Origin of the sequence: Shewanella putrefaciens, from assembly GCF_016406305.1 — a bacterium.
Lineage (GTDB): Bacteria > Pseudomonadota > Gammaproteobacteria > Enterobacterales > Shewanellaceae > Shewanella > Shewanella putrefaciens_C.
The window spans coordinates 4,193,010-4,213,781 of the sequence record NZ_CP066369.1; the positions used below are offsets into that span (position 1 = coordinate 4,193,010).

Annotated in this window: 18 protein-coding genes; 11 read left to right on the top strand and 7 right to left on the bottom strand. The window is 47.7% G+C overall.

Annotated features, from left to right (window positions below; all coding sequences use genetic code 11):
* Nucleotides 1–322: 322 nt before the first annotated feature.
* Nucleotides 323–1,174 (bottom strand): PfkB family carbohydrate kinase, encoded by an 852-nt coding sequence (locus JFT56_RS18200; protein WP_198781379.1) that lies wholly within the window; start codon nt 1,172–1,174, stop codon nt 323–325.
* A gap of 288 nt (nt 1,175–1,462) precedes the next feature.
* Nucleotides 1,463–1,858, bottom strand: a complete 396-nt coding sequence (locus JFT56_RS18205) for a hypothetical protein (protein ID WP_198781380.1) — start codon at nt 1,856–1,858, stop codon at nt 1,463–1,465.
* 337 nt (nt 1,859–2,195) lie between these two features.
* Here JFT56_RS18205 and ovoA point away from each other — a divergent pair, with 337 nt between their 5' ends.
* On the top strand, nt 2,196–4,310 hold the full coding sequence (ovoA, locus tag JFT56_RS18210) for a 5-histidylcysteine sulfoxide synthase (RefSeq protein WP_198781381.1): 2,115 nt from the start codon (nt 2,196–2,198) through the stop codon (nt 4,308–4,310).
* Nucleotides 4,311–4,450: 140 nt separating this feature from the next.
* Here the strand turns inward: ovoA and JFT56_RS18215 are convergent, their stop codons facing one another.
* A complete protein-coding gene (locus tag JFT56_RS18215; protein WP_198781382.1) occupies nt 4,451–6,406 on the bottom strand; it encodes a methyl-accepting chemotaxis protein in 1,956 nt (651 codons plus the stop codon).
* A 303-nt stretch (nt 6,407–6,709) separates the two neighbouring features.
* On the opposite strand from JFT56_RS18215, the gene JFT56_RS18220 reads away from it, so the two are divergent.
* The 8 genes from JFT56_RS18220 to glnG all read left to right on the top strand — a co-directional run bounded on the left by JFT56_RS18220 (nt 6,710) and on the right by glnG (nt 14,068).
* Complete coding sequence (locus JFT56_RS18220) at nt 6,710–7,021, top strand: pyrimidine/purine nucleoside phosphorylase (RefSeq protein WP_198781383.1); 312 nt, start codon at nt 6,710–6,712, stop codon at nt 7,019–7,021.
* Between the two features lie 291 nt (nt 7,022–7,312).
* Nucleotides 7,313–7,909 (top strand): TetR/AcrR family transcriptional regulator, encoded by a 597-nt coding sequence (locus JFT56_RS18225; protein WP_198781384.1) that lies wholly within the window; start codon nt 7,313–7,315, stop codon nt 7,907–7,909.
* Between the two features lie 141 nt (nt 7,910–8,050).
* The gene (locus tag JFT56_RS18230; protein ID WP_198781385.1) at nt 8,051–9,208 is read left to right on the top strand and encodes an iron-containing alcohol dehydrogenase; all 1,158 of its coding nucleotides are present in this window, start codon (nt 8,051–8,053) and stop codon (nt 9,206–9,208) included.
* Nucleotides 9,209–9,267: 59 nt separating this feature from the next.
* On the top strand, nt 9,268–9,960 hold the full coding sequence (locus JFT56_RS18235) for a type 1 glutamine amidotransferase domain-containing protein (RefSeq protein ID WP_198781386.1): 693 nt from the start codon (nt 9,268–9,270) through the stop codon (nt 9,958–9,960).
* Nucleotides 9,961–10,095: 135 nt separating this feature from the next.
* Complete coding sequence (locus tag JFT56_RS18240; protein ID WP_198781387.1) at nt 10,096–10,722, top strand: glutathione S-transferase family protein; 627 nt, start codon at nt 10,096–10,098, stop codon at nt 10,720–10,722.
* A 190-nt stretch (nt 10,723–10,912) separates the two neighbouring features.
* A complete protein-coding gene (locus tag JFT56_RS18245; RefSeq protein ID WP_198781388.1) occupies nt 10,913–11,449 on the top strand; it encodes a DUF4124 domain-containing protein in 537 nt (178 codons plus the stop codon).
* Between the two features lie 121 nt (nt 11,450–11,570).
* Nucleotides 11,571–12,617, top strand: coding sequence for a nitrogen regulation protein NR(II) (gene glnL, locus JFT56_RS18250; RefSeq protein ID WP_198781389.1), 1,047 nt, complete (start codon nt 11,571–11,573; stop codon nt 12,615–12,617).
* Nucleotides 12,618–12,655: 38 nt separating this feature from the next.
* Entirely contained in the window at nt 12,656–14,068 is a 1,413-nt protein-coding gene (gene glnG / locus JFT56_RS18255) for a nitrogen regulation protein NR(I) (protein ID WP_198781390.1), read from the top strand.
* 125 nt (nt 14,069–14,193) lie between these two features.
* Here the strand turns inward: glnG and JFT56_RS18260 are convergent, their stop codons facing one another.
* The 3 genes from JFT56_RS18260 to JFT56_RS18270 all read right to left on the bottom strand — a co-directional run bounded on the left by JFT56_RS18260 (nt 14,194) and on the right by JFT56_RS18270 (nt 16,383).
* A complete protein-coding gene (locus JFT56_RS18260; protein WP_198781391.1) occupies nt 14,194–14,757 on the bottom strand; it encodes a porin family protein in 564 nt (187 codons plus the stop codon).
* A gap of 193 nt (nt 14,758–14,950) precedes the next feature.
* Nucleotides 14,951–15,844, bottom strand: a complete 894-nt coding sequence (locus JFT56_RS18265) for a cation diffusion facilitator family transporter (protein ID WP_198781392.1) — start codon at nt 15,842–15,844, stop codon at nt 14,951–14,953.
* A 50-nt stretch (nt 15,845–15,894) separates the two neighbouring features.
* Nucleotides 15,895–16,383, bottom strand: coding sequence for a Spy/CpxP family protein refolding chaperone (locus JFT56_RS18270; RefSeq protein WP_198783637.1), 489 nt, complete (start codon nt 16,381–16,383; stop codon nt 15,895–15,897).
* A gap of 347 nt (nt 16,384–16,730) precedes the next feature.
* On the opposite strand from JFT56_RS18270, the gene JFT56_RS18275 reads away from it, so the two are divergent.
* Nucleotides 16,731–17,417 (top strand): response regulator, encoded by a 687-nt coding sequence (locus JFT56_RS18275; protein ID WP_011074105.1) that lies wholly within the window; start codon nt 16,731–16,733, stop codon nt 17,415–17,417.
* 15 nt (nt 17,418–17,432) lie between these two features.
* Nucleotides 17,433–18,782: an ATP-binding protein gene (locus tag JFT56_RS18280; RefSeq protein ID WP_198781393.1), complete on the top strand. Its 1,350-nt coding sequence runs from the start codon at nt 17,433–17,435 to the stop codon at nt 18,780–18,782.
* A 65-nt stretch (nt 18,783–18,847) separates the two neighbouring features.
* Here JFT56_RS18280 and JFT56_RS18285 read toward each other — a convergent pair whose 3' ends face one another.
* Nucleotides 18,848–20,743: a sigma-54-dependent Fis family transcriptional regulator gene (locus tag JFT56_RS18285; RefSeq protein ID WP_198781394.1), complete on the bottom strand. Its 1,896-nt coding sequence runs from the start codon at nt 20,741–20,743 to the stop codon at nt 18,848–18,850.
* Between the last annotated feature and the right edge of the window lie 29 nt (nt 20,744–20,772).

Here is a 20,772-nt window from a genome sequence, read left to right on the forward strand (position 1 = left end):
ATGGCCGACAAGGCATACGCACGATAATGCTTCAACACACTTGCAACTAAGCCCCGACTTTGAACCGCTGACTGTTTTAAGTAGTTAAGCCGAACAAATGTTAACGCAATTATGTCAGTGCCGCACAGAATTTCAGCAACACTGGCGTTATTGGGGGAGATCACTTTTTTGGGGTAAAAAAATGCCCCGTTGAGGAAACGGGGCAAAACATGCGAAACAACAAAATGGGAGTAAAACTGAAAATGTTAAAGGACAAAGCTGTTCGTCACTAAGGGTAATCTACCAAGCCTAAATGACAGAAAGATGACTCAAGCCTTAAATATTAAGCCGAGTCTTTTGTCTCTAAATATTGCTTCAGTGCATCCCCGGGAATGGAGCTGTCGGTCGCCACCGCAAACGCTGCCCAGATAGCACCTTCGGCCATGGCTTGGGTAATCGTCTGCCCCAGACACAAGCTATGTATTAATCCTGCCGCATAGGCATCTCCGGCACCTGTGGTATCGACGACCTTAGCGGGAACGGCGGGGACATGCTGCACTTGATCTTGGGTATATACCTTGGCCCCATTAATGCCGTCGGTAACCACAAAGTAACGGAGTGAATCTCCAGCAATACTCACACCATAGTCCCAAAATGCGGCCTCACATCGTCCCTGCATATCACTCGCAGATGCCAATAGCACATGGCAAGGCCTTGGCCTATCGTCCTTAGCTAATTGCGCCACGACGAGGCAATGATCTAATGCCGTTTTTGCCCAGCTGACAGTCCCCTCGGCCGAGGTATTAAAATACAGTGCATCCCACTGCTGCCATTTAGGTGGTACTGATAATTCAAATATCGGTCTTTGGGGGCGAATAATAGTGCGCTCACCGTCGGGCGTCATCACGAGCAGCATTTCACAGGTACTACCCGGACGGCGCTGCACCAAACGACAATCGAGCCCCTGAGTACTCGCCTCGGCAATGACCCAGTCCCCCATTTTGTCCCGACCTACCTGACTAACCAGTGCGACCCTATGACCCGCCCACACTAGACCAAGCCCGGTATTGGCGCCGCCACCGCCCAGCCTTTGTCCACCATCTTGATAATGGAAGCGACCCCCTGTTTTTAATGGTTTATCAAGTAACAAGATCCGATCACAGTTAAGATTGGCAACCAACAAAATATTCGCCATTACGCGGCTCCAGAGGGCGGAAAGAAAAAGCGCCAGTTCAGAAACAAGAAGTGCTCTCAATCTAGACCAAAATCCCCCAAGGGACAATCCGGGGCTAAGAGGAAATGCCATATCAGGATGAGGATAGAGGGGTAAGGCGATATCGGCTCTGCCAAGAAGCATGAATACGTTAGAGTTTTATAACGCTGAGGTAGAGCCAATAAAAAGGGAATAGCTATTATTGAAGGAGCGGGTGGAGCAGCAGACCCCAGTGGAGGAACCTAACTGCCCCTTAAAATGACAACCCAGTTAACCTATCGGCGTCAATGCTGATAGGGAGGTCAATTTTACGGCTAACTGCCAATCGTCGACCACCATATCAGAGGGTTGCCAACTCTCATCAACCCACTCGTAAATGAGTCCAGGATCTTCCTCTGCATTCACTAACAGACGGCGACCATCCTTTAAAACTAGCGTATAATCAAGCCCCTGTGCATCAACACTCTCTATGTCCCCCAAGACATTATGATGTATGGCCGAAATTGTCCCAGTCGCCTTTACGGCTGGGTTACCCTTAGCTCCGCTGTAAAATCTTAATACCTCGTTAGTCGCGGGTTTATGAAATATAAACTCCTCAGTCACGCCCACTACGAGCGACGGATCAAGTTCATACCAGGCGGGTATCCATAATGCGTTCATTGTCATCCCGTTATATCCTGCATAATAATGTTACGGACGGGATCATTCTGCCTTAACCTAGAGAGAGAAAATACTGTTAAAGGATAAAATAATTTTTACCATACCGAGCCCCGAATTATGCCCTCTGACATTGCAATAAAAGACCGCACAACAAGGTCATATCTTCAGGCCACAACCTCGGACGCTAACATTGGACTCCCGTGCTCTTTCTGTTAGTTTGGAAAAACGCATCAATAAAACAATGCCAGCGGTTAGTGCAGTGATCCTAGATCTCGCTTGAGCGTATATTCAGCCATTACCACGCTTGCATCGCAGGCCTACAAATATGGAGTTTGCTTGCCCTATGGAAAAGCCGAACATGCAAAACACCCAATCCCTCAAACTCACGGGTGATAATGAGGCGCAAAAACGCCAAACACTAAAGCAATATTTTAACCAGACCTGGGCACTGTACGAATCACTGTTTGATCTTATCCAGCAGGATGACGCCTACTACCTAAAAGCCGAACCGCTACGCCATCCACTGATCTTTTATTTTGGCCATACGGCCACGTTTTACATCAATAAACTCATGCTCGGCAAATACCTCGATGTCCGAGTTAATGACCACTTTGAGTCGATGTTTGCCATAGGTGTCGATGAGATGTCCTGGGATGATTTAAATGACACCCATTACCAGTGGCCCAGCGTGTCGGATGTTCGCCAATACCGCCAACAGGTAAAAGACGTGGTTAACAGGGTCATAGACACTATGCCACTGCCATTACCTATCACTCAGGAGAGTCCTGCCTGGATAATTTTGATGGGGATTGAGCATGAACGTATCCATTTAGAAACCTCCTCCGTCATCATACGTCAACTGCCACTCGAGTACGTTGCTCCCACCCCACTCTGGCCAGAATGCCATGACTCGGGCGTAGCCGAACCCAATCAGCTCATTGCCGTGGCAGGGCAAAAAATCACCCTAGGGAAAAAGGAATCGGATCAAACCTATGGTTGGGATAACGAATACGGTAATAAAACCTTTAAGGTCGCCGATTTTAAGGCATCAAAGTATTTAGTCACCAATCAAGAATACCTCGCCTTCGTTATGGCGGGTGGATATCAAACGGCGCATTTTTGGAGTGAAGAAGGCCAAGCTTGGCTCGCCTATACACAGGCGACCATGCCTCGCTTTTGGCGCCTGCGGGAGGGCAAATGGTGGCAACGCAATTTGACAACAGAAATGCCTCTCCCCTTAAATTGGCCTGTGGAGGTGAATCAGCTCGAAGCTAAGGCATTTTGTAATTGGAAATCCCAGCAAAATCAAAGCAACATTCGTTTACTCACCGAGGCTGAATGGTACATTCTTCGGCAAAATATTCCCGTCGATGCGCCCGATTGGCATGAAGTGCCGGGCAATATTGCTTTGGCTTATTACGCCTCCTCCTGCCCAACCAATCGATTCGAACATAATGGTTTTTTCGACATTATTGGCAACGTCTGGCAATGGACTGAAACCGCAATCGATGGCTTTAACGGCTTTGCCGTGCATCCGCTGTACGACGATTTCTCGACCCCGACATTCGACGGTAAACATAATCTCATCAAAGGCGGCTCTTGGATTTCCACCGGGAATGAAGCGATTGCCTCCTCACGCTATGCATTCCGGCGTCACTTCTATCAACATGCGGGCTTTCGCTATGTGGAGTCCTTACAAAATCCTGCCCAAATGGCCGAGGTCAACGTGTACGAAACCGATGAACTGATTTCCCAATACCTTGAATTTCACTATGGCGCCGAATATTTCGGTGTCGCTAACTTCTGCGTGAATGGCGTGCAGCAAGCCCTGAGTGAAATTCAACTCAGCCATACAGCTAAAGCCCTCGATATTGGCTGCTCCGTTGGACGCGCCAGTTTTGAGCTGGCAAAAGTGTTCGATCATGTGGATGGTATCGACTTCTCGGCACGTTTTATTCAACAGGCCTACGCACTGACCGAACAGGGTGAGAAGCGCTACACCATTCGCACAGAGGGTGACTTGCAGGAGTTTAAGAGTGCGAGTCTAGCTAAACTGGGTTACCAGAATGAGGCTAAAAAAGTCAATTTTATGCAGGGAGATGCCTGTAATCTAAAGCCAATCTACACAGGTTACGATTTAGTTTATGCCTCGAATCTTATTGATAGATTACAAGATCCTAAGCATTTTCTCGGTAGTATTGGCCAGAGGATAAATCAAGGAGGCTATCTGGTCATCGCATCGCCATACACTTGGCTCGAGGACTATACCCCGAAGGAGAAATGGCTTGGAGGTATTAAAATCAAAGGTGAGAATTTTACGACCTTAGATGGCTTAACCGAAACCTTAATCGGCCAATTTGAGCTGGTTGCGGTGAAGGAGATTCCCTTTGTGATCCGCGAAACTAAACGTAAATTCCAGCACTCCATTTCAGAAATGACCATTTGGCGTAAACGTTAATTATCACTCATGGGATAACCAACTGAAGTTCTGATAAAAATATCCGCCAGAAATCCATTTCTGGCGGATATAACATCAAGCTCAGTCACATTTACAGCACCAAAATGGTGAGAACACTGCAAATAGAGTATAGAGCTAACCTACACCTTAAACTGCGCTGTTGTTAAACCAAGTTGGTTGGCCAAACCCAATAAACTGCGCGTACTCGCAGCCACTTGACTGATCGCCGCACTGTTTTCCTCCGCCGCCACACTCAAGCCTGCGATCCCCTGCGCTATTGTAGCCGACACTGTTGTTTGCTCCTCCGCAGCGGTGGCCGTTTGGATCATTAAAGCCCTTAAGGTATCGAGGCGTTGGGCGATATCATCCACAGCGGTTTGCATACCATCGGCATCTTCCGCGGTTTTGGATGCCTCGGTTGTACAAGTCACACTATGCTGCGCCAACACGCCAGACTGTTGCTGAATGCCTTTTAACACTTGGCCAATATCCTGAGTCGCCAATTGAACCTTAACCGCTAATTGGCGCACCTCATCGGCCACCACAGCAAAGCCACGGCCATGCTCCCCCGCACGCGCGGCCTCAATCGCCGCATTAAGTGATAGCAGATTCGTTTGTTCGGCAATGGCATTAATCACCGCCAATACTGAGCCGATTTTTTGGCTATCAGCCTCCAGACTGCCCACCTGTTGATGGATAGTGGCGAAGCTGTCTAAGGTGATTTTCAAACTTTGGCGGGTACTCGCCAGGTTTTGCGAGAGAATGCCACTCGAATGAGTGCAGGCGGACACTTCATCGGAGGATTTCATGGTGTTAGCGCTAATTTCCGCCGCAGCATAACTCATTTCTTCGACTGCGGTTGCGAGCATATCCGTCTCTTTCGCCTGCATTTGAATACTGCAATCGGCTTGGGTCATGGCGGCAGAATTTTGCTCCGCTGCCGATTCGAGTTCATGGCCAACGCCCACCAGCTGACTGATAATTTCTTTGAGCTTAGTCTGCATCCGCGCCAACCAGCTCATAAGATGATTATCCGAATGCCCGTGGGGCAAACTATGGGTCAAATCACCAGAGGCGATCATACTGGTCAACTGGCACATATCCTCGGGCTCACCGCCTAAGGGGGTAAGCACAAAGCGGGTAACACACTTAGCCGCAGCAATGGCAAGCACTATGGACAACACACAGATAGTTAAACCTATGTACAGCATACGATAAGCTGGCGCAGCTATCTCGCTGACATCGATCTCGGCCATCAGCCCCCACTTTAGCCCCATCTCTATCACTGGAGAATAGGCCGACACTACTAAATGACCATTATAATCATATAGCTGCATTACGCCTTTTTCACCGGCCAATGCCGCTTTTACAGCTAGAGTATCGACTCCATTATGGGCAACAGAACCTGCAAATGATGCTGTAACTGTCCGTTTAACAGGATCAAGAAACGAGTCGGAACGCATGCGATTATCTGGGCCGATAAGGTAGGTTTCACCAGTGTCACCCATACCCTCTCGAATTTGCATGACTCGATTAATTCGCTCGATAGAGACCTGTGCAGCAACCACTAGCCGCTGTTGATTGTACTGAATCGCTTGACCTATAAATGCCGCCGGCTGCCCATTTGAAGGTGCATACGCGGAAAAATCCTGCAGCAACACAACCTCAGATGAGGCTAATGCCCGCTCAAATAATTGCGCCAATCCAGAAGTACGATAGGGGCCAGTCCGCAAATTAGTCCCATAATCCGGCTCCTTTGCTACGGTATAAAATACGCTGCCATCGTCCCTAATAATAAAAAGATCATAGAAACCAAGAAGTTTATTAAGGGATTTTAGGGTTGGATCTAACCCAGATACGGAGTCAAGATTTGGCTGACTCGCAATAATGGCACTCACCGACTGTAAGTTATAAGAGAAGTCTTGAAACATGTCGCTAATCTGCCGCTGCTTTATCTCACGCACTGCGATAAGCCGCGATTGAGCTTCGGTAAATAGCTCATTTCGAGCGAGGTAAGTGACGATTGCTGTCGCCACTATCAGAGGCAATAGCACAATTAACAAGCTGATCAGCTGAATCTTACGAGTAAAACCCATGGGACGACTCCTTGTCATAACAAATTCCATTTTGATTTACTATAGGATAAGAATTTACGCTAAACAAAACGAAACAATTTATTTTAATATTACTGCAGCCAAACCTAATATAACCATATAATTTACAATCATATTTTTTTGCGCTATCTCGTTAATCTCCCTAACAGTTAAACAGAATGACAACAGGTAAATTAACCAATGGAACGGGCAAACCTTATCCAACCCTTGCGCCGAAAATAATGTATGGAAATTTACCGAATATGCATATAAATTCACATCTAAGTCATTTATAGGGGAATACTCATGGGTTTAATTGAACAAGTATCAGTCGCTAAAAAAGCTAATATCTACTTTGAGGGTAAAGTTGCCAGCCGCAGCGTATTTTTTGCCGATGGTAGCAAACAAACATTGGGTGTGGTCTTGCCTGGAGAATATGAATTCTCGACTTCTCAGGGCGAAATTATGGAAGTCACCAGTGGTGCATTTGAAGTCCTGCTTCCAGGGGCTTCGACCTGGGAAACCTTCGAAGCAGGCACTCAATTTGAGCTTGCCGCCAATGTCAGCTTCAAAATCCGCAATACAGCCATTGCCGAATATTGCTGCAGTTACCTCTAATCATCTCGATTGAGTGGAAGTTTCAATACCACAGGTTAATCGAACGCTCACAGTGAAGATTTTCTCAGCACTGTGAGTATGTTGTCCCACCCGGCTATTCGAGTGCTTTATCCGTCTGATTTTTATCCATCTGGCTGTTTTAGTCTGTAACTGTTTTGCTCAGCAGCTATTTTATTCAACAAAATAGGCTGACTTAAAACTCACAAAATAAAGCAGACTAATCGAGTGTGTTAACGTCGCCGATAAAACCAACACTAGACGACCGGTCTAATTTGATTTATGCTACGCCCCATGAAAATTGAAACTCAATCCACTCGCCAGCACATTCTCGACATCGGCTATAAGCTGATCGTACGCAAAGGCTTCTCCAGCGTCGGCTTATCCCTACTGCTGCAGGCGGCCGAAGTGCCTAAAGGCTCGTTTTATCATTACTTCAAATCCAAAGAACAATTTGGTGAAGCGCTCATAACCGATTATTTTGAAAAATATCAGTTAGAGTTAGACGCATTATTCAATGACTCGACGCTGACGGGCTATCAACGCTTGATGCAGTACTGGCAACAATGGTTGCACGTGCAAGCCGATGGCTGCGTAGATCAAAAGTGCCTCGTCGTAAAGCTCAGTGCCGAAGTGGCCGATTTATCCGAAGCCATGCGTGTTGCCTTACTTAAAGGTTCCGCCGGCATAATCGACAGGTTAACGACTTGTGTTCAAGCGGGCATAACCGATAGATCAATCGCCCTGCAAGATCCGCAATCGACCGCGGAAATGTTGTATCACATGTGGTTAGGCGCCAGCTTAATGAATAAATTAGGCCACAGCCCAGCGGCACTCGAACGTGCGCTAGTGACGACTAAAGCCATTTTAACGCCTAAAACGGCCCCTTAATCTAAACCGACTCAAAACTAATATTGGCTGATATCGATCTGCCAAAGATTTTTAAAGAATACATTTTCACGCCCCATAATTAGACGACTGGTCTACTAATTTAAGGGCCACTTATTAATGAAATCGTAGGATAAATTGTCCATGCTAAATTTTAACTATTACAACCCGACCCGCATCCGTTTCGGTAAAAACACTATCGCCGAAATTGATGCCTTAGTACCGAGCGATGCTAAAGTCATGCTCCTCTTTGGCGGCAGCAGCGCCAGAAAAACAGGCACGCTAGACGAAGTAAAACAATCATTGGGCAATCGTTTCGTCGTCGAGTTCGATGGCATTGAGCCAAACCCAACCTATGAAACCTTAATGAAAGCCGTCGCACAAGTGCGTGAGCAAAAGATCGACTTCCTCCTAGCGGTTGGCGGTGGTTCGGTTATCGATGGCACTAAATTTGTGGCCGCTGCAGCGGTATTTGAAGGCGAACCTTGGGACATCCTCACTAGCTGGGGCGCAAAAGTAACTCAAGCTATGCCCTTTGGCTCTGTATTAACCTTGCCTGCGACGGGTTCCGAAATGAACAACGCCAGCGTAGTGACCCGTAAATCGCTGCAGGCTAAACTGCCATTCCGTAATGATTTGGTTTATCCACAATTCTCAATACTCGATCCGACTAAAACCTTCACCCTACCAGAGCGCCAAGTGGCCAACGGTGTGGTCGATGCTTTTGTACATATCACAGAGCAATACTTAACTTACCCAGTTAACGCTGCCGTGCAGGACAGATTTGCCGAAGGTCTGCTACAAACCTTGATTGAGCTTGGTCCACAGGTACTAGTGCAACCCCAAGACTATGACATTCGCGCTAATTTAATGTGGGTCGCCACTATGGCACTCAACGGCACTATTGGCGTCGGCGTGCCGCATGACTGGGCAACTCATATGATAGGCCATGAACTAACTGCGCTTTACGATATCGACCATGCGCGCACATTGGCAATCGTGCTGCCTGCCCTGCTGCAGTGCACAAAAGAGGCTAAACGCGAAAAGTTACTCCAATACGCCGACCGAGTGTGGCACATCAACACAGGTACTGATGACGAACGCATCGATGCCGCTATCGCAAAAACTAAGGCTTTCTTCGAAGCCATGGGCATAGCGACACATTTATCTGCCTATGATCTCGATGCCAGCCATGTTGATACTGTCGTGAAACAGCTTGAACTGCACGGCATGGTGGCGCTTGGCGAACACGGTAATATTGACCCAGCCATGAGTCGTGAGATTTTGACCTTAGCCCTCTAACGTCAAATGAACTAAACCCAAAGCTCACACGTATTAATGTGAGCAACTTAGGTAAAGGTATGAAAATGAATATATTAATGGTACTTACGTCACACGATAAACTCGGTGATACCGGTTTAAAAACCGGCTTTTGGCTAGAGGAATTCGCCTCACCTTTTTATGTTTTTAAAGATAAAGGTTTTGACATTACCTTAGCCTCGCCACAGGGCGGTCAACCACCACTCGATCCAAAAAGTGATGAGCCAGACTTTCAGACCGAAGCCACTGCGCGCTTTAGCAAAGATCCTGAGGCGCAAGCACTGCTAGCAAATACGACTCGCTTAAGTGAAATCAATGCAGCCGATTACGATGCGGTTTTCTATCCAGGCGGCCACGGCCCACTGTGGGATCTTGCCGAAGATAAACATTCTATCGCCTTGATTGAACAGTTTTATCAAACCAACAAACCCCTAGGGCTTGTCTGCCATGCGCCTGCTGCATTGCTGCACCCTAAAGCCAGTGATGGTAAGCCATTGGTCAGCGGCAAGCGTGTTACCGGTTTCAGTAATTCTGAAGAAGAAGCCGTGCAACTCACCCATGTCGTGCCATTTTTGGTTGAAGACATGCTGCAGAAAAAGGGTGGCACTTATGTCAAAGGTGATGATTGGACAAGCTTTGTCGTCGCAGATGGCCATTTGATCACAGGTCAAAATCCAGGGTCATCGGAAGCCGTTGCGCAGGCCATAGTCGAGCAACTGAACGCGAGAGGCTAAGCGATAAAGACGTAACACACTCAGCTTGAAATGAACAAAGACAGGCGCGAGTGTGCTAAATGCGTTAAAAAAGAGCTATCGCACCATAATGGTGCGATAGCTAAAAATATACTCTCACAGTCGAAAGGGAAGCCAATGATCACCTTGCACCATCTCAATAAATCACGCTCTAAACGTATCATCTGGTTGCTAGAGGAACTCGGCCAACCTTATCAAATTAAGAGTTATCAGCGTGATAGCCAGACTTTTCTCGCGCCACCCGCACTTAAGCAAATTCATCCGTTAGGCAAATCACCCGTTATCGAAATGGACGGGCAAGTGATAGCCGAGTCGGGCGCGATCACTGAGTATCTGATTGAAAAACATGCGGATGACACCTTAGCGCCCGCCAAAGACAGCGCTGATTATGTCAGTTATCTGCAATGGCTACACTTTGCCGAAAGTTCGGCCATGCTGCCTTTATTACTGCGTATGTTCGTGCAAAAGGACGGTTGTAAAACCAACTTCCTTGAAGATTATGCGGCGATAGAAGTCAGTAAGATAAGCCACTACTTTAATGATAGGTTAGCCGATAAAACCTACTTGGTTGCAGACAAGCTCACAGGCGCGGATATTATGATGTCCTTCGTGGTCGAACTACTGGCTAACAGTGGCGATCTCGCAAAATTTGAACACATTCAACGCTATGCCACTCAATTATCCCAACATGCAGCTTGGGTTAAAGCGAGTGAGATCGAGAAACAACTCGACGCAAGCCTGTAATTTACAACTCGAGTTCGGGTACATGAGTGTGCCCGAATTTAAGCCCATTCAACCCAGTCCGCTTTTGCCTCCCTTTTCCTGCCAGCTTTACACCTTCTATATAGCGACGCCGCATGACAAACACCATGATTTTTGATGCAAAAGAGACTAATCTTGATTAACTCCCCCTCACTGATAAAAGGGCTTTTGCATGCGCACATTCACACTCATAGGCCTATTGCTGCTTAGCACGCTGGCACAGGCAACTGTGTATAAATGGGTCGATAAGGATGGGAAAGTTCATTACTCTGATGAACCACATCCCAATGCAGAAGTAGTTGAGTTAAAAGAAAAAACCTTGAACCAAATCGCCTTACCTCCAGCCCAACTCGATTCGAGCGCTAACGATCAAGTGATTGAAAACATGGCTTATCAAGTCAATATCACTTCGCCTGAAGAAGAGGCGACCGTCAGGGATAATAATGGCGATTTTGAAGTGATGGCCACAGTGACTCCCGAAATTAAGGGCCGATATCTGATGGCATTAAAACTCGATGGACAAGTCATTGGCCAACCCCAAGTGGGCGGCATATTTAAACTCACCAACATAGATAGGGGCGAACATACCCTTGTTGTTGACGCTATGACTCAAAGCGGCAAAGTCTTTGCATCTAGTTCACCAAGAAAGATATTTCTTCATCAAGCGGCGATGACTCCACCCCCAAAGAAACAACCAAAATCCAATTAAGACATTTAATAACAATGTGTTAGGTTGTTCAGGATAAATTAGACCGTTTGATGAAGTCGAGTTGCAGCTTGCACCAGATTGGTGCACCATAGTGGTGCAACTTTATTTTCAGGAATGGTCGATGGATAAAGAGACTCTGCTTAATCATTTAGTCACTGCGGTACTTGTCATAGATAAGGATCTCAAACCTTGCTATGCCAATGCGGCGGCAGAGCAATTATTAGGCGTGGGTAGCCATAGACTGATAGAGCAAGCCTTGCCGGAGCATTATCAAATTCTTGGTGTCCAGGCTCAATTGCTGAGTGATGCAGTACAAGCCAGCCAAGGATTAACGGTAAACACCGCCACACTCGTCACCCTCGATGGACAACATCACACTGTGGATCTCACACTGATCCCCCTCGAAGATGAAACACAACTGAGCCTGCTCGAGCTGCGCCAAGTCGACCAACAGAGACGTATCCACCAGCAACTGAGCCAAGATGCACAACAGCAAGCGGCGCAGTTTTTAGTGCGTAACTTAGCCCACGAGATCAAAAATCCCCTCGGCGGTCTGCGCGGTGCGGCGCAGCTATTATCCCGGGAACTCGAGGACCCGGCACAAAAGGAATTTACCAGCCTAATCATAGAGCAAGCCGATCGCCTGCGTAACTTAGTCGACCGTCTGCTCGGCCCCCAAAGGCCGACACAACACAGTCTGCATAACATTCATCAAGTGGTGCAGAAGGTGTACAAACTGGTTGAAATGACGCTGCCCGCGAACATCCAGCTTAAGCGAGACTACGATCCGTCCATCCCCGATATCGAGATGGACCCAGATCAAATGCAGCAAGCTGTGCTCAACATTTTGCAAAACGCAGTCCAAGCACTTGAACATACGGGCGGCGAGATTTTGATCCGCACTCGCACCCAGCACCAAGTGACAATAGGCTCACAGCGACACAAGCTGGTACTGACATTATCGATTATCGACAATGGCCCTGGCATACCGACCGAGTTAATGGATACGCTGTTTTACCCTATGGTCACCAGCCGCGAGCAAGGTTCAGGGCTAGGTTTGTCAATTGCCCATAATATTGCCCGATTACATTCGGGCAGAATCGATTGTCTTTCCAGCGCAGGGCATACCGAATTTATTATTTCTTTACCGATTTTAAGCGCCAAATAATTGCGACAGCACCAACCCATACCGTATGAGGAAGCAAGATGCGAATGAGTGAACAAGTGTGGATCCTCGACGATGATAGCTCGATACGTTGGGTGCTAGAAAAAGCACTCCAAGGTGCCAAACTCAGCACCGCCAGCTTTGCCGCGGCTGAGTCCCTATGGCAGGCATTAGAGATCTCCCAACCTAGGGTAATAGTGTCGGATATCCGCATGCCGGGGACAGATGGACTCAGCCTACTCGAAAGGCTGCAAATCCATTATCCCCATATTCCCGTGATCATTATGACGGCGCACTCGGACTTAGACAGTGCCGTAAGTGCCTATCAAGCGGGCGCATTTGAGTATCTACCCAAACCCTTCGACATCGATGAAGCCATCTCCCTCGTCGAGCGAGCCCTCACCCATGCCACGGAGCAGAGCCCGGCCCCCGCGCAGGAAGCCCAGGTAAAAACCCCCGAAATCATAGGTGAAGCGCCGGCGATGCAGGAGGTATTTCGCGCCATAGGCAGGCTTTCACGCTCATCCATTAGCGTGCTCATTAATGGCCAGTCGGGGACGGGCAAAGAACTGGTCGCTGGCGCATTGCACAAACACAGTCCCCGCAAAGACAAACCCTTTATCGCCTTAAATATGGCGGCGATCCCTAAGGATTTGATCGAGTCTGAACTCTTCGGCCACGAAAAAGGTGCCTTCACCGGCGCCGCCAATGTGCGCCAAGGTCGCTTCGAACAAGCCAATGGTGGCACACTCTTTTTAGATGAAATCGGCGACATGCCGCTGGATGTGCAAACACGACTGTTACGGGTCCTCGCCGATGGCCAGTTCTACCGCGTCGGTGGTCATAATGCGGTGCAAGTGGATGTGCGTATCATAGCGGCAACTCACCAAGATCTTGAATTATTAGTGCAAAAAGGCGGCTTTAGGGAAGATTTATTCCATCGCCTCAACGTGATCCGCGTGCACTTACCACCACTATCACAACGCCGTGAGGACATCCCCCAGCTCGCTACCCATTTTCTGGCTTCGGCGGCAAAGGAAATCGGCGTCGAAACTAAGATAATGACCAAGGAAACTGCGGCTAAGCTCTCGCAGCTCCCCTGGCCGGGTAACGTAAGACAGCTCGAAAACACTTGCCGCTGGCTCACTGTGATGGCTTCTGGACAGGAAATTTTACCCCAGGATTTACCGCCTGAACTGCTCAAAGAGCCTGTGAGTGTGGCCCACGCGGCAAAAGGCAGCCAAGATTGGCAATCAGCACTGACTGAGTGGATAGATCAAAAACTCTCGGAGGGAAATAGCGATCTATTGACCGAGGTGCAGCCCGCTTTCGAGCGTATTCTGCTAGAAACTGCGCTGCGGCATACTCAAGGCCATAAACAAGAAGCGGCGAAACGTTTAGGTTGGGGACGAAATACGCTAACGCGAAAATTAAAAGAGTTGTCTATAGATTAAGCGTTACCCGCTAATAATAGCGATATAGGTTTATTTATAGACAACAAAAAGGGATATATTCATATCCCTTTTTTATAGATTTCTATTGCGGCTAGCGACAATTAAACGCGCTAAATACCGACAAATTAGAATTGATAATGTACACCGACAGCAAATTGCTTAATATCTGTGTCGATATCATTTAATCCTAAACGGTTATTATCAGCATCCAACTCACCCGTAGTGACATCATAACTGACTCGAATGTTGAGGTGCTCGGTCACGGCAGCATTCACACCTACACCGTAGGTCCAACCAAAACCGGTCAAGTCTTCATCAAAACCATTGCCATCGAGCACTATCGCCATAGAGGCGATACCCACCTTACCGTAAACTGAGAAAATATCATTGATTTGTGCGGTAAATTTAGGTGTAAAGCTTAATGCGCCAGCGCTAACATCCACATCCCTATCGCCTAGATCGCCAGTGGCAAACAGGTTAGCTTCTAAACCAAACCAGTCGTTGAAGTTATAACCGCCGTAAGCACCAATACCAGTACCTGACTGAGAGTCAGTAAAATCATCACCATCGATTGTGACTTTATTCAATGCACCACCTACATAAAATCCTGTTGTGTCGGTGGCCGCAGAAACTTGGGCTGTCGCTAATACTGATAATAAAGAAATGGTAACTAAAGATAATTTTTTCATCATACTTCCCTAATGATTTATGCTGATAACTAAACGCTGCGGATATTACAACAAACCGATAAAAAGAGTTACCGGTGACAAAAATTAAATACACTCTATACAGGATTGATTCAGCTTTAAATAAGCGGCTCAAAAAGAACCGCTAACAGTCGTAGACTTGTATGAACCGCTTTATCGGCATCTCATCCTAAACTTACGGATTGAGACTCGGCTCCAGTTTTACCGGATCTTGGTGAATAATCACCTCGGCATCTTCAAATGCGGCCTTGACTCTAAGGCCCGTAGTATCGGCGATACTGTGGGCTTCATTTAAACTTAAATTGCCATCTAGCTCTAAATGGAATTGAATAAAAACCGTTTTACCCGCCTGCCGCGTCCGTAAATCATGCAGCCCTTGCACCCGAGGGTCTTCCTTCGCAATTTGCTTGATCCGCTGACGGGTTTCTTCATCTAACTCTCGGTCTAACAGAGCCTGAATTGAGCGATAACCTAGGCCAAAGGCTTGATGACCAATATAAAAGGCAATCATTACCGCAAATAATCCATCTGCCCACCACCAGCCATATTGGGATAGGACTAATGCCAATAACACAGCAGCATTAAGGAATAAGTCGGACTTATAGTGTAAGGAATCGGCTTCTACCACAGTGCTATTGGTTGCGGCGAGCGCCCGTTTTTGCAACATCACCAGTGCCAGTGTCAACACTATCGCAACCACAGAAACGACTACCCCTAGGGTAGCATTCTCCACAGGTGCAGGGGTAATAAGGCGCTCCCCACCGTAAAACAGCAGCAAAAAAGCGGAGCCCATAATAAAGGCTGACTGGGCGAGAGACGCTAAGGGTTCTGCTTTTCCGTGACCATACCTATGGTCATGATCGGCAGGCACTAACGCGTAGCGAATGGCAATAAAATTGATAATAGAAGCGAGTGCGTCGGCAAAGGAATCCGTCAGGGACGCCAACATACTGGCAGAACCTGAGTATAACCAAGCCAATAGCTTGATAGTAATAAGGGTCAAAGCGGTAGCCACGGAAGCGCGGCTAGCCAGTTTGACCCAAAAATCGTATTGGGAAGTTTGAGTCATTGGGATTTATATCGGGAAGCTATGACTCTATTGTATATCAGCTAAGTTGCTTAACCGCGAGGTTCTTTAACAACTTGTGCTTCAAATCGCGCTTTAAATTTAGCCTGCTGCTCTGGCGTCAGCAGATTGTAAATTTGGTTCTGCATCTTCATACGCTCGATAGCATGCTCTTGACGCCTTTCTTGCTGCGCGCTGAGCAACGCCTTCGCCTGGGTTTCATCGAAGCTTGCTGAAGTAATTAAGGCTTGCAGCTCATTGCGATGGGCTAAACGTGCTTCTTTCGTGGGTCGATTTTCACTGCGAGCGGCACGTTGCTCAGCAAACAGTTTTTTAATGTCGGCCTTCTGCGCATCGGTTAAATCGAGCCCTTCAAACATTCTGTGCATACCGTCATGGGCCATCCTATCGCCTTTTTTATGGAACTCACCCATTGAATGGTCACAACCTTGAGTCGGTTCGGCATTGACCGTTGTCGCTAATACCGCTGAGCTTGCGAATAAGGCAAATAGCCCTGCTTTTAAAGGAGATAATGTTTTCATCATGTTAACCTCAATAGTTCAACTTTATGTTGTAAAGATAAGACACAGTGACGACCCTTTTAAAAGCCGAATCACTTTCGACCATTACAGTCTAAAGGGCTATATGTAAGTGAGGGCGTTGCCTGAGTAAATCACTGTAAAGTTGCGACAATAACTCTGCCCAAACAACCTTAATATGCTGAAACTCGTATATTGAGGTAACTTGGATATCACAGATTCCCTATTCTTTACTTTGGCTTACATTGCTACACAGCAATTGACATCAAAACGGGTATACTCAGCCAAAGCACTAAAGTCCCCGAGATGATCGGGCGCAAAAGGCCATATTACAGAGATTAAGGAACAGTATGAGTCGGATATTATTAATCGATGACGATCTCGGTCTATCAGAACTCCTCGGGCAATTACTCGAGCTAGAAGGGTTTAAGTTAACCTTGGCCTACGATGGCAAACAGGGCCTAGAGTTGGCCTTGGCGACGGATTACGATTTGATCTTACTCGATGTGATGTTACCTAAGTTAAATGGTTTCGAAGTGCTACGCGCCCTACGACAACATAAGCAAACCCCAGTGTTAATGCTGACCGCCCGCGGTGATGAAATCGACCGCGTTGTTGGCCTTGAAATCGGGGCCGACGACTATTTGCCTAAGCCCTTTAACGACAGAGAGCTTATCGCCCGAATTCGCGCCATTATCCGCCGCTCCCATTTAACGGCCCAAGAAATTCATGCGACTCCAGCACAGGAATTTGGCGATCTGCGTTTAGATCCTTCCCGCCAAGAGGCTTACTGTAACGAGCAGTTGATCATACTCACTGGCACAGAATTTACCCTGCTGCATACCCTGGCGCTGCACGCTGGCGAGTTAATGAATAAGGAAGAATTAAACGAAATTGTGCTCGGTAAAAAACTGATGCCCTTCGATCGCAGTCTAGATATGCACCTGTCCAATTTACGGAAAAAGCTTCCCGAGCGTAGCGATGGCAGGCCGAGGGTGAAAACTATCCGTGGCAAAGGCTATATTTGGTTACCCTAAACGGCGGAGTTGACTGTGCCTAATCGCTTATTTATCAAATTATTACTCGGATTTTGGCTCTGTAGCTCGCTGATCATTGCTTTGGTTGGCCTATTGCCATTGCTACAACAAAATCACGATAGGGCGCCCATTCCACCGCACCTTGAAAAAATGCTCGCCACTGTCGCATTGCGCATCCAAGAAAATCCGACTCTGCTCAAATCAGATTTTCTGCGCCGCTGGGAAAGACACAGGGATATAGAAGGTAAACCACTGCGGCTGTACTTAGTAAACAGCCAAGGACAAGTGCTTAACACCAATAGGATAAGCCGCGGTGTTCGCAGTTTTATGTTGATGACCGATGAAGAAAAACAACCTATTAGCCATCAATTTAAAGACGAATTGGTTTTCGGTCCCCACCAATTCACCTTAGAAGGTGAAACCTATTTTATCTATGGCCGCCTACCGGATATCCATCCGCGTCCTTGGTTTTTCTTCTTCATTGAAAACAAGCTATTAACTCTAAGTCTAGCGATTGTACTCTCGGGATTACTCTGTGCCCTGCTCGCATGGCACCTAGGCAAAGCATTAAATTCACTTAAAAAGAGTGCCAATGCCCTCGCAGAAGGTGACTTAAGCAACCGCGTCGATAGGGCAACAACCCAACGTAATGATGAAATAGGCCAACTCGCCACGGCTTTTAACAGCATGGCGGATTCCATTGAAGCTATGGTGAACAACCAACAGCGGTTGATGGGCGACATTTCCCATGAACTGCGCACCCCCTTGACGCGCCTACAACTATCCTTAGCCCTCGCCCGTAAAAAGGGACAGCAAACCACGGAGACAGACCGCATCGCCTACGAGGCCGAGCAGTTAGAGAAACTGATCGCCGAGTTACTCGAGTTGTCACGGGTTAAACTCAGCACTAACGAGACTAAGGTTAAGTTAGGCCTAGCCGAATCCTTAAGCCAAGTATTGGATGATGCTGAATTTGAAGCCGAGCAACAGGGCAAAAAAATCACGATAGAAATAGATGAAGATATCGAATTAGCTCAATTTCCAAAATCCCTTTCCCGCGCCATCGAAAACCTGCTGCGCAATGCGATTCGCTACGCCCAGAGTGATATTCATATCCATGCGGCTCAATCGGAAAATCACGTGCACATTACCATTGAAGATGATGGCCCGGGGATAGATCCCGCCGAACTCGATGCGATTTTTAAACCTTTCTATCGTCCAGACTCGGCAAGACAAAGGGAAAGTGGCGGCTGGGGCTTGGGTCTTGCGATTACCGAGGCTGCCATTAGCGCCCATAAGGGTAAAATTAAAGCCGAAAATCGCATTCCCCATGGTCTTAAGGTATATATGAGTTTACCCAAATAACCTCTGCTGCTAAGCCCTTTAGCTAAAGGTGGAAGGGATTATCGGCATTTGCCATCGTTCTATTATCATTCCTTAATACCAAACTGTTTCAGCTTACGATACAAGGCATTACGGCTAATTCCTAAGCGCTTGGCACATTGGCTCACATTACCATTACAGGCCTGAAATGCCTGCAGTACATTGCTATAAATCGCTCCATGGAGAGAATTAATCTCTGCAGTCCCTGCAGTTAACAACTGAGCATTGGGTTGGACCGCTATAGTACTACTTAGCGGGTGTGATGCAGCGTCTTGGCAGGTTTGAGCCTCTTCACATAACGGCTTGGCATTTAACGGCTCGCGCATTAACTTGGCCGCAAGATAATCGGGTAAGTGCTGCCAAGTTAAAGTGTCATCGCCTTCAGCCATCAAGCAAGCGACTTGCATAAGGTTATCGAGCTCACGCAAATTACCCGGCCAATCGTGTTGCATCATTTGCACTAGCAGTTCGGGGCAGATATCCTGCGCGGCGATACGATGTTTACGGTGCAATTTATGGATAATGCGCTCGATATCCAGCCGCTCACGCAGCGCAGGTAAACGTACTTGCAAACCATTAAGCCTATAGAATAAATCCTGTCGAAACAGCCCTTGAATCACCTGCTTTTCTAAATCCATATGGGTTGCGGCAATGATTTGGATATCGACTTTAAAGCTTTGATTACTGCCGACGGGTACCACTTCGCGCTCTTGCAATACTCTGAGTAAACGACTCTGGGCCGCCAGCGGCATTTCGCCGATCTCATCTAAAAACAAAAAACCACCGTGGGCTTGGCGAATTTTGCCGATAAATCCAGTGCGGTTTGCCCCAGTAAAAGCGCCCGCCTGATAACCAAAGAGTTCAGATTCGACTAATTCAGCGGGCAATGCCGCGCAGTTCACCGCCACTAAGGGCTCGCTGCGACGCGCGCTTTGGGCATGGAGCTTTTTAACAAACTGCTCTTTACCGACGCCGGTTTCACCGAGCACTAACAGCGGAATTTGCTTGGTGATCACCTTATTGGCATGTTGCCATGCGCGCTCAAGTTGAGGATCGCGAAACCGCACGCCCAGTTGAGTGAGCGATTTATTGCTAATCGCAACTCGCTCCTTAGCGCTGGGAATATTTAAGGGCTGAGTCTGTAAATGCAAAGCTAAATGTGGATTAAAACCGCCCGCACGGTTCCAATTATCACCTAGGTACTGCTCAACGCTATCACCCACCTTGGCTTGATTAAGCAATTGTTTCGCCATGGGATTATAACCCACGATACGGCCATCGCTGTCGGCAATCACTATGCCCTGCCAACCCGAACTGAGCAGATTGGGCTGCGCCGCTAAATCGATTCGATAATGGCTATCGGGCAGATGGCACAAGAGCGCGGTCTCGACCTGCTGCGCCAAACTGGACACTAACATCAGCGTCTGCTGAGTGTGTCTTTGCTGCTCGCTGGTGATATCAATCACCCCGAGCATCTCACCTTGGGGGGAAAATATTGGGCAGGCGGTGCAACTCATAAAACGATTCTGGCGAATAAAATGCTGCTCACCCACTACAGATACGGCTTGTTTGGCTGTGAGTGCCGTCCCTATTGCATTGGTGCCTTTGTGCTGCTCGAGCCAATTCACCCCGATATCCAAAGCCACGTCCGCCAGTTTTGTGGAGTAGCGGCTCACGCCCCAGTGCCTAAGCACATAACCCTCGGCATCGGAGAGCAAGAGTCGGCTATTAGAATGCGCCATCAACTGATTGAACAAGGGCAAAGCATGGGATTGCACTAATGCGATGAGCATTTGATATTGCTCATGTTTCTGCTTTAGTTCGCTGGCATCGAGCCTAAGCTCTTGGGGTAACTGAAACTCGGACAAGCCAGCGCCAATGCTGCGCTGCCACGAATCGGCCAACCACGCCTGTGTCGATGGTAAATGCGGTTTAACTGTCATAGCCGTGCTCCCCCGAGCTGTGTTCCGTT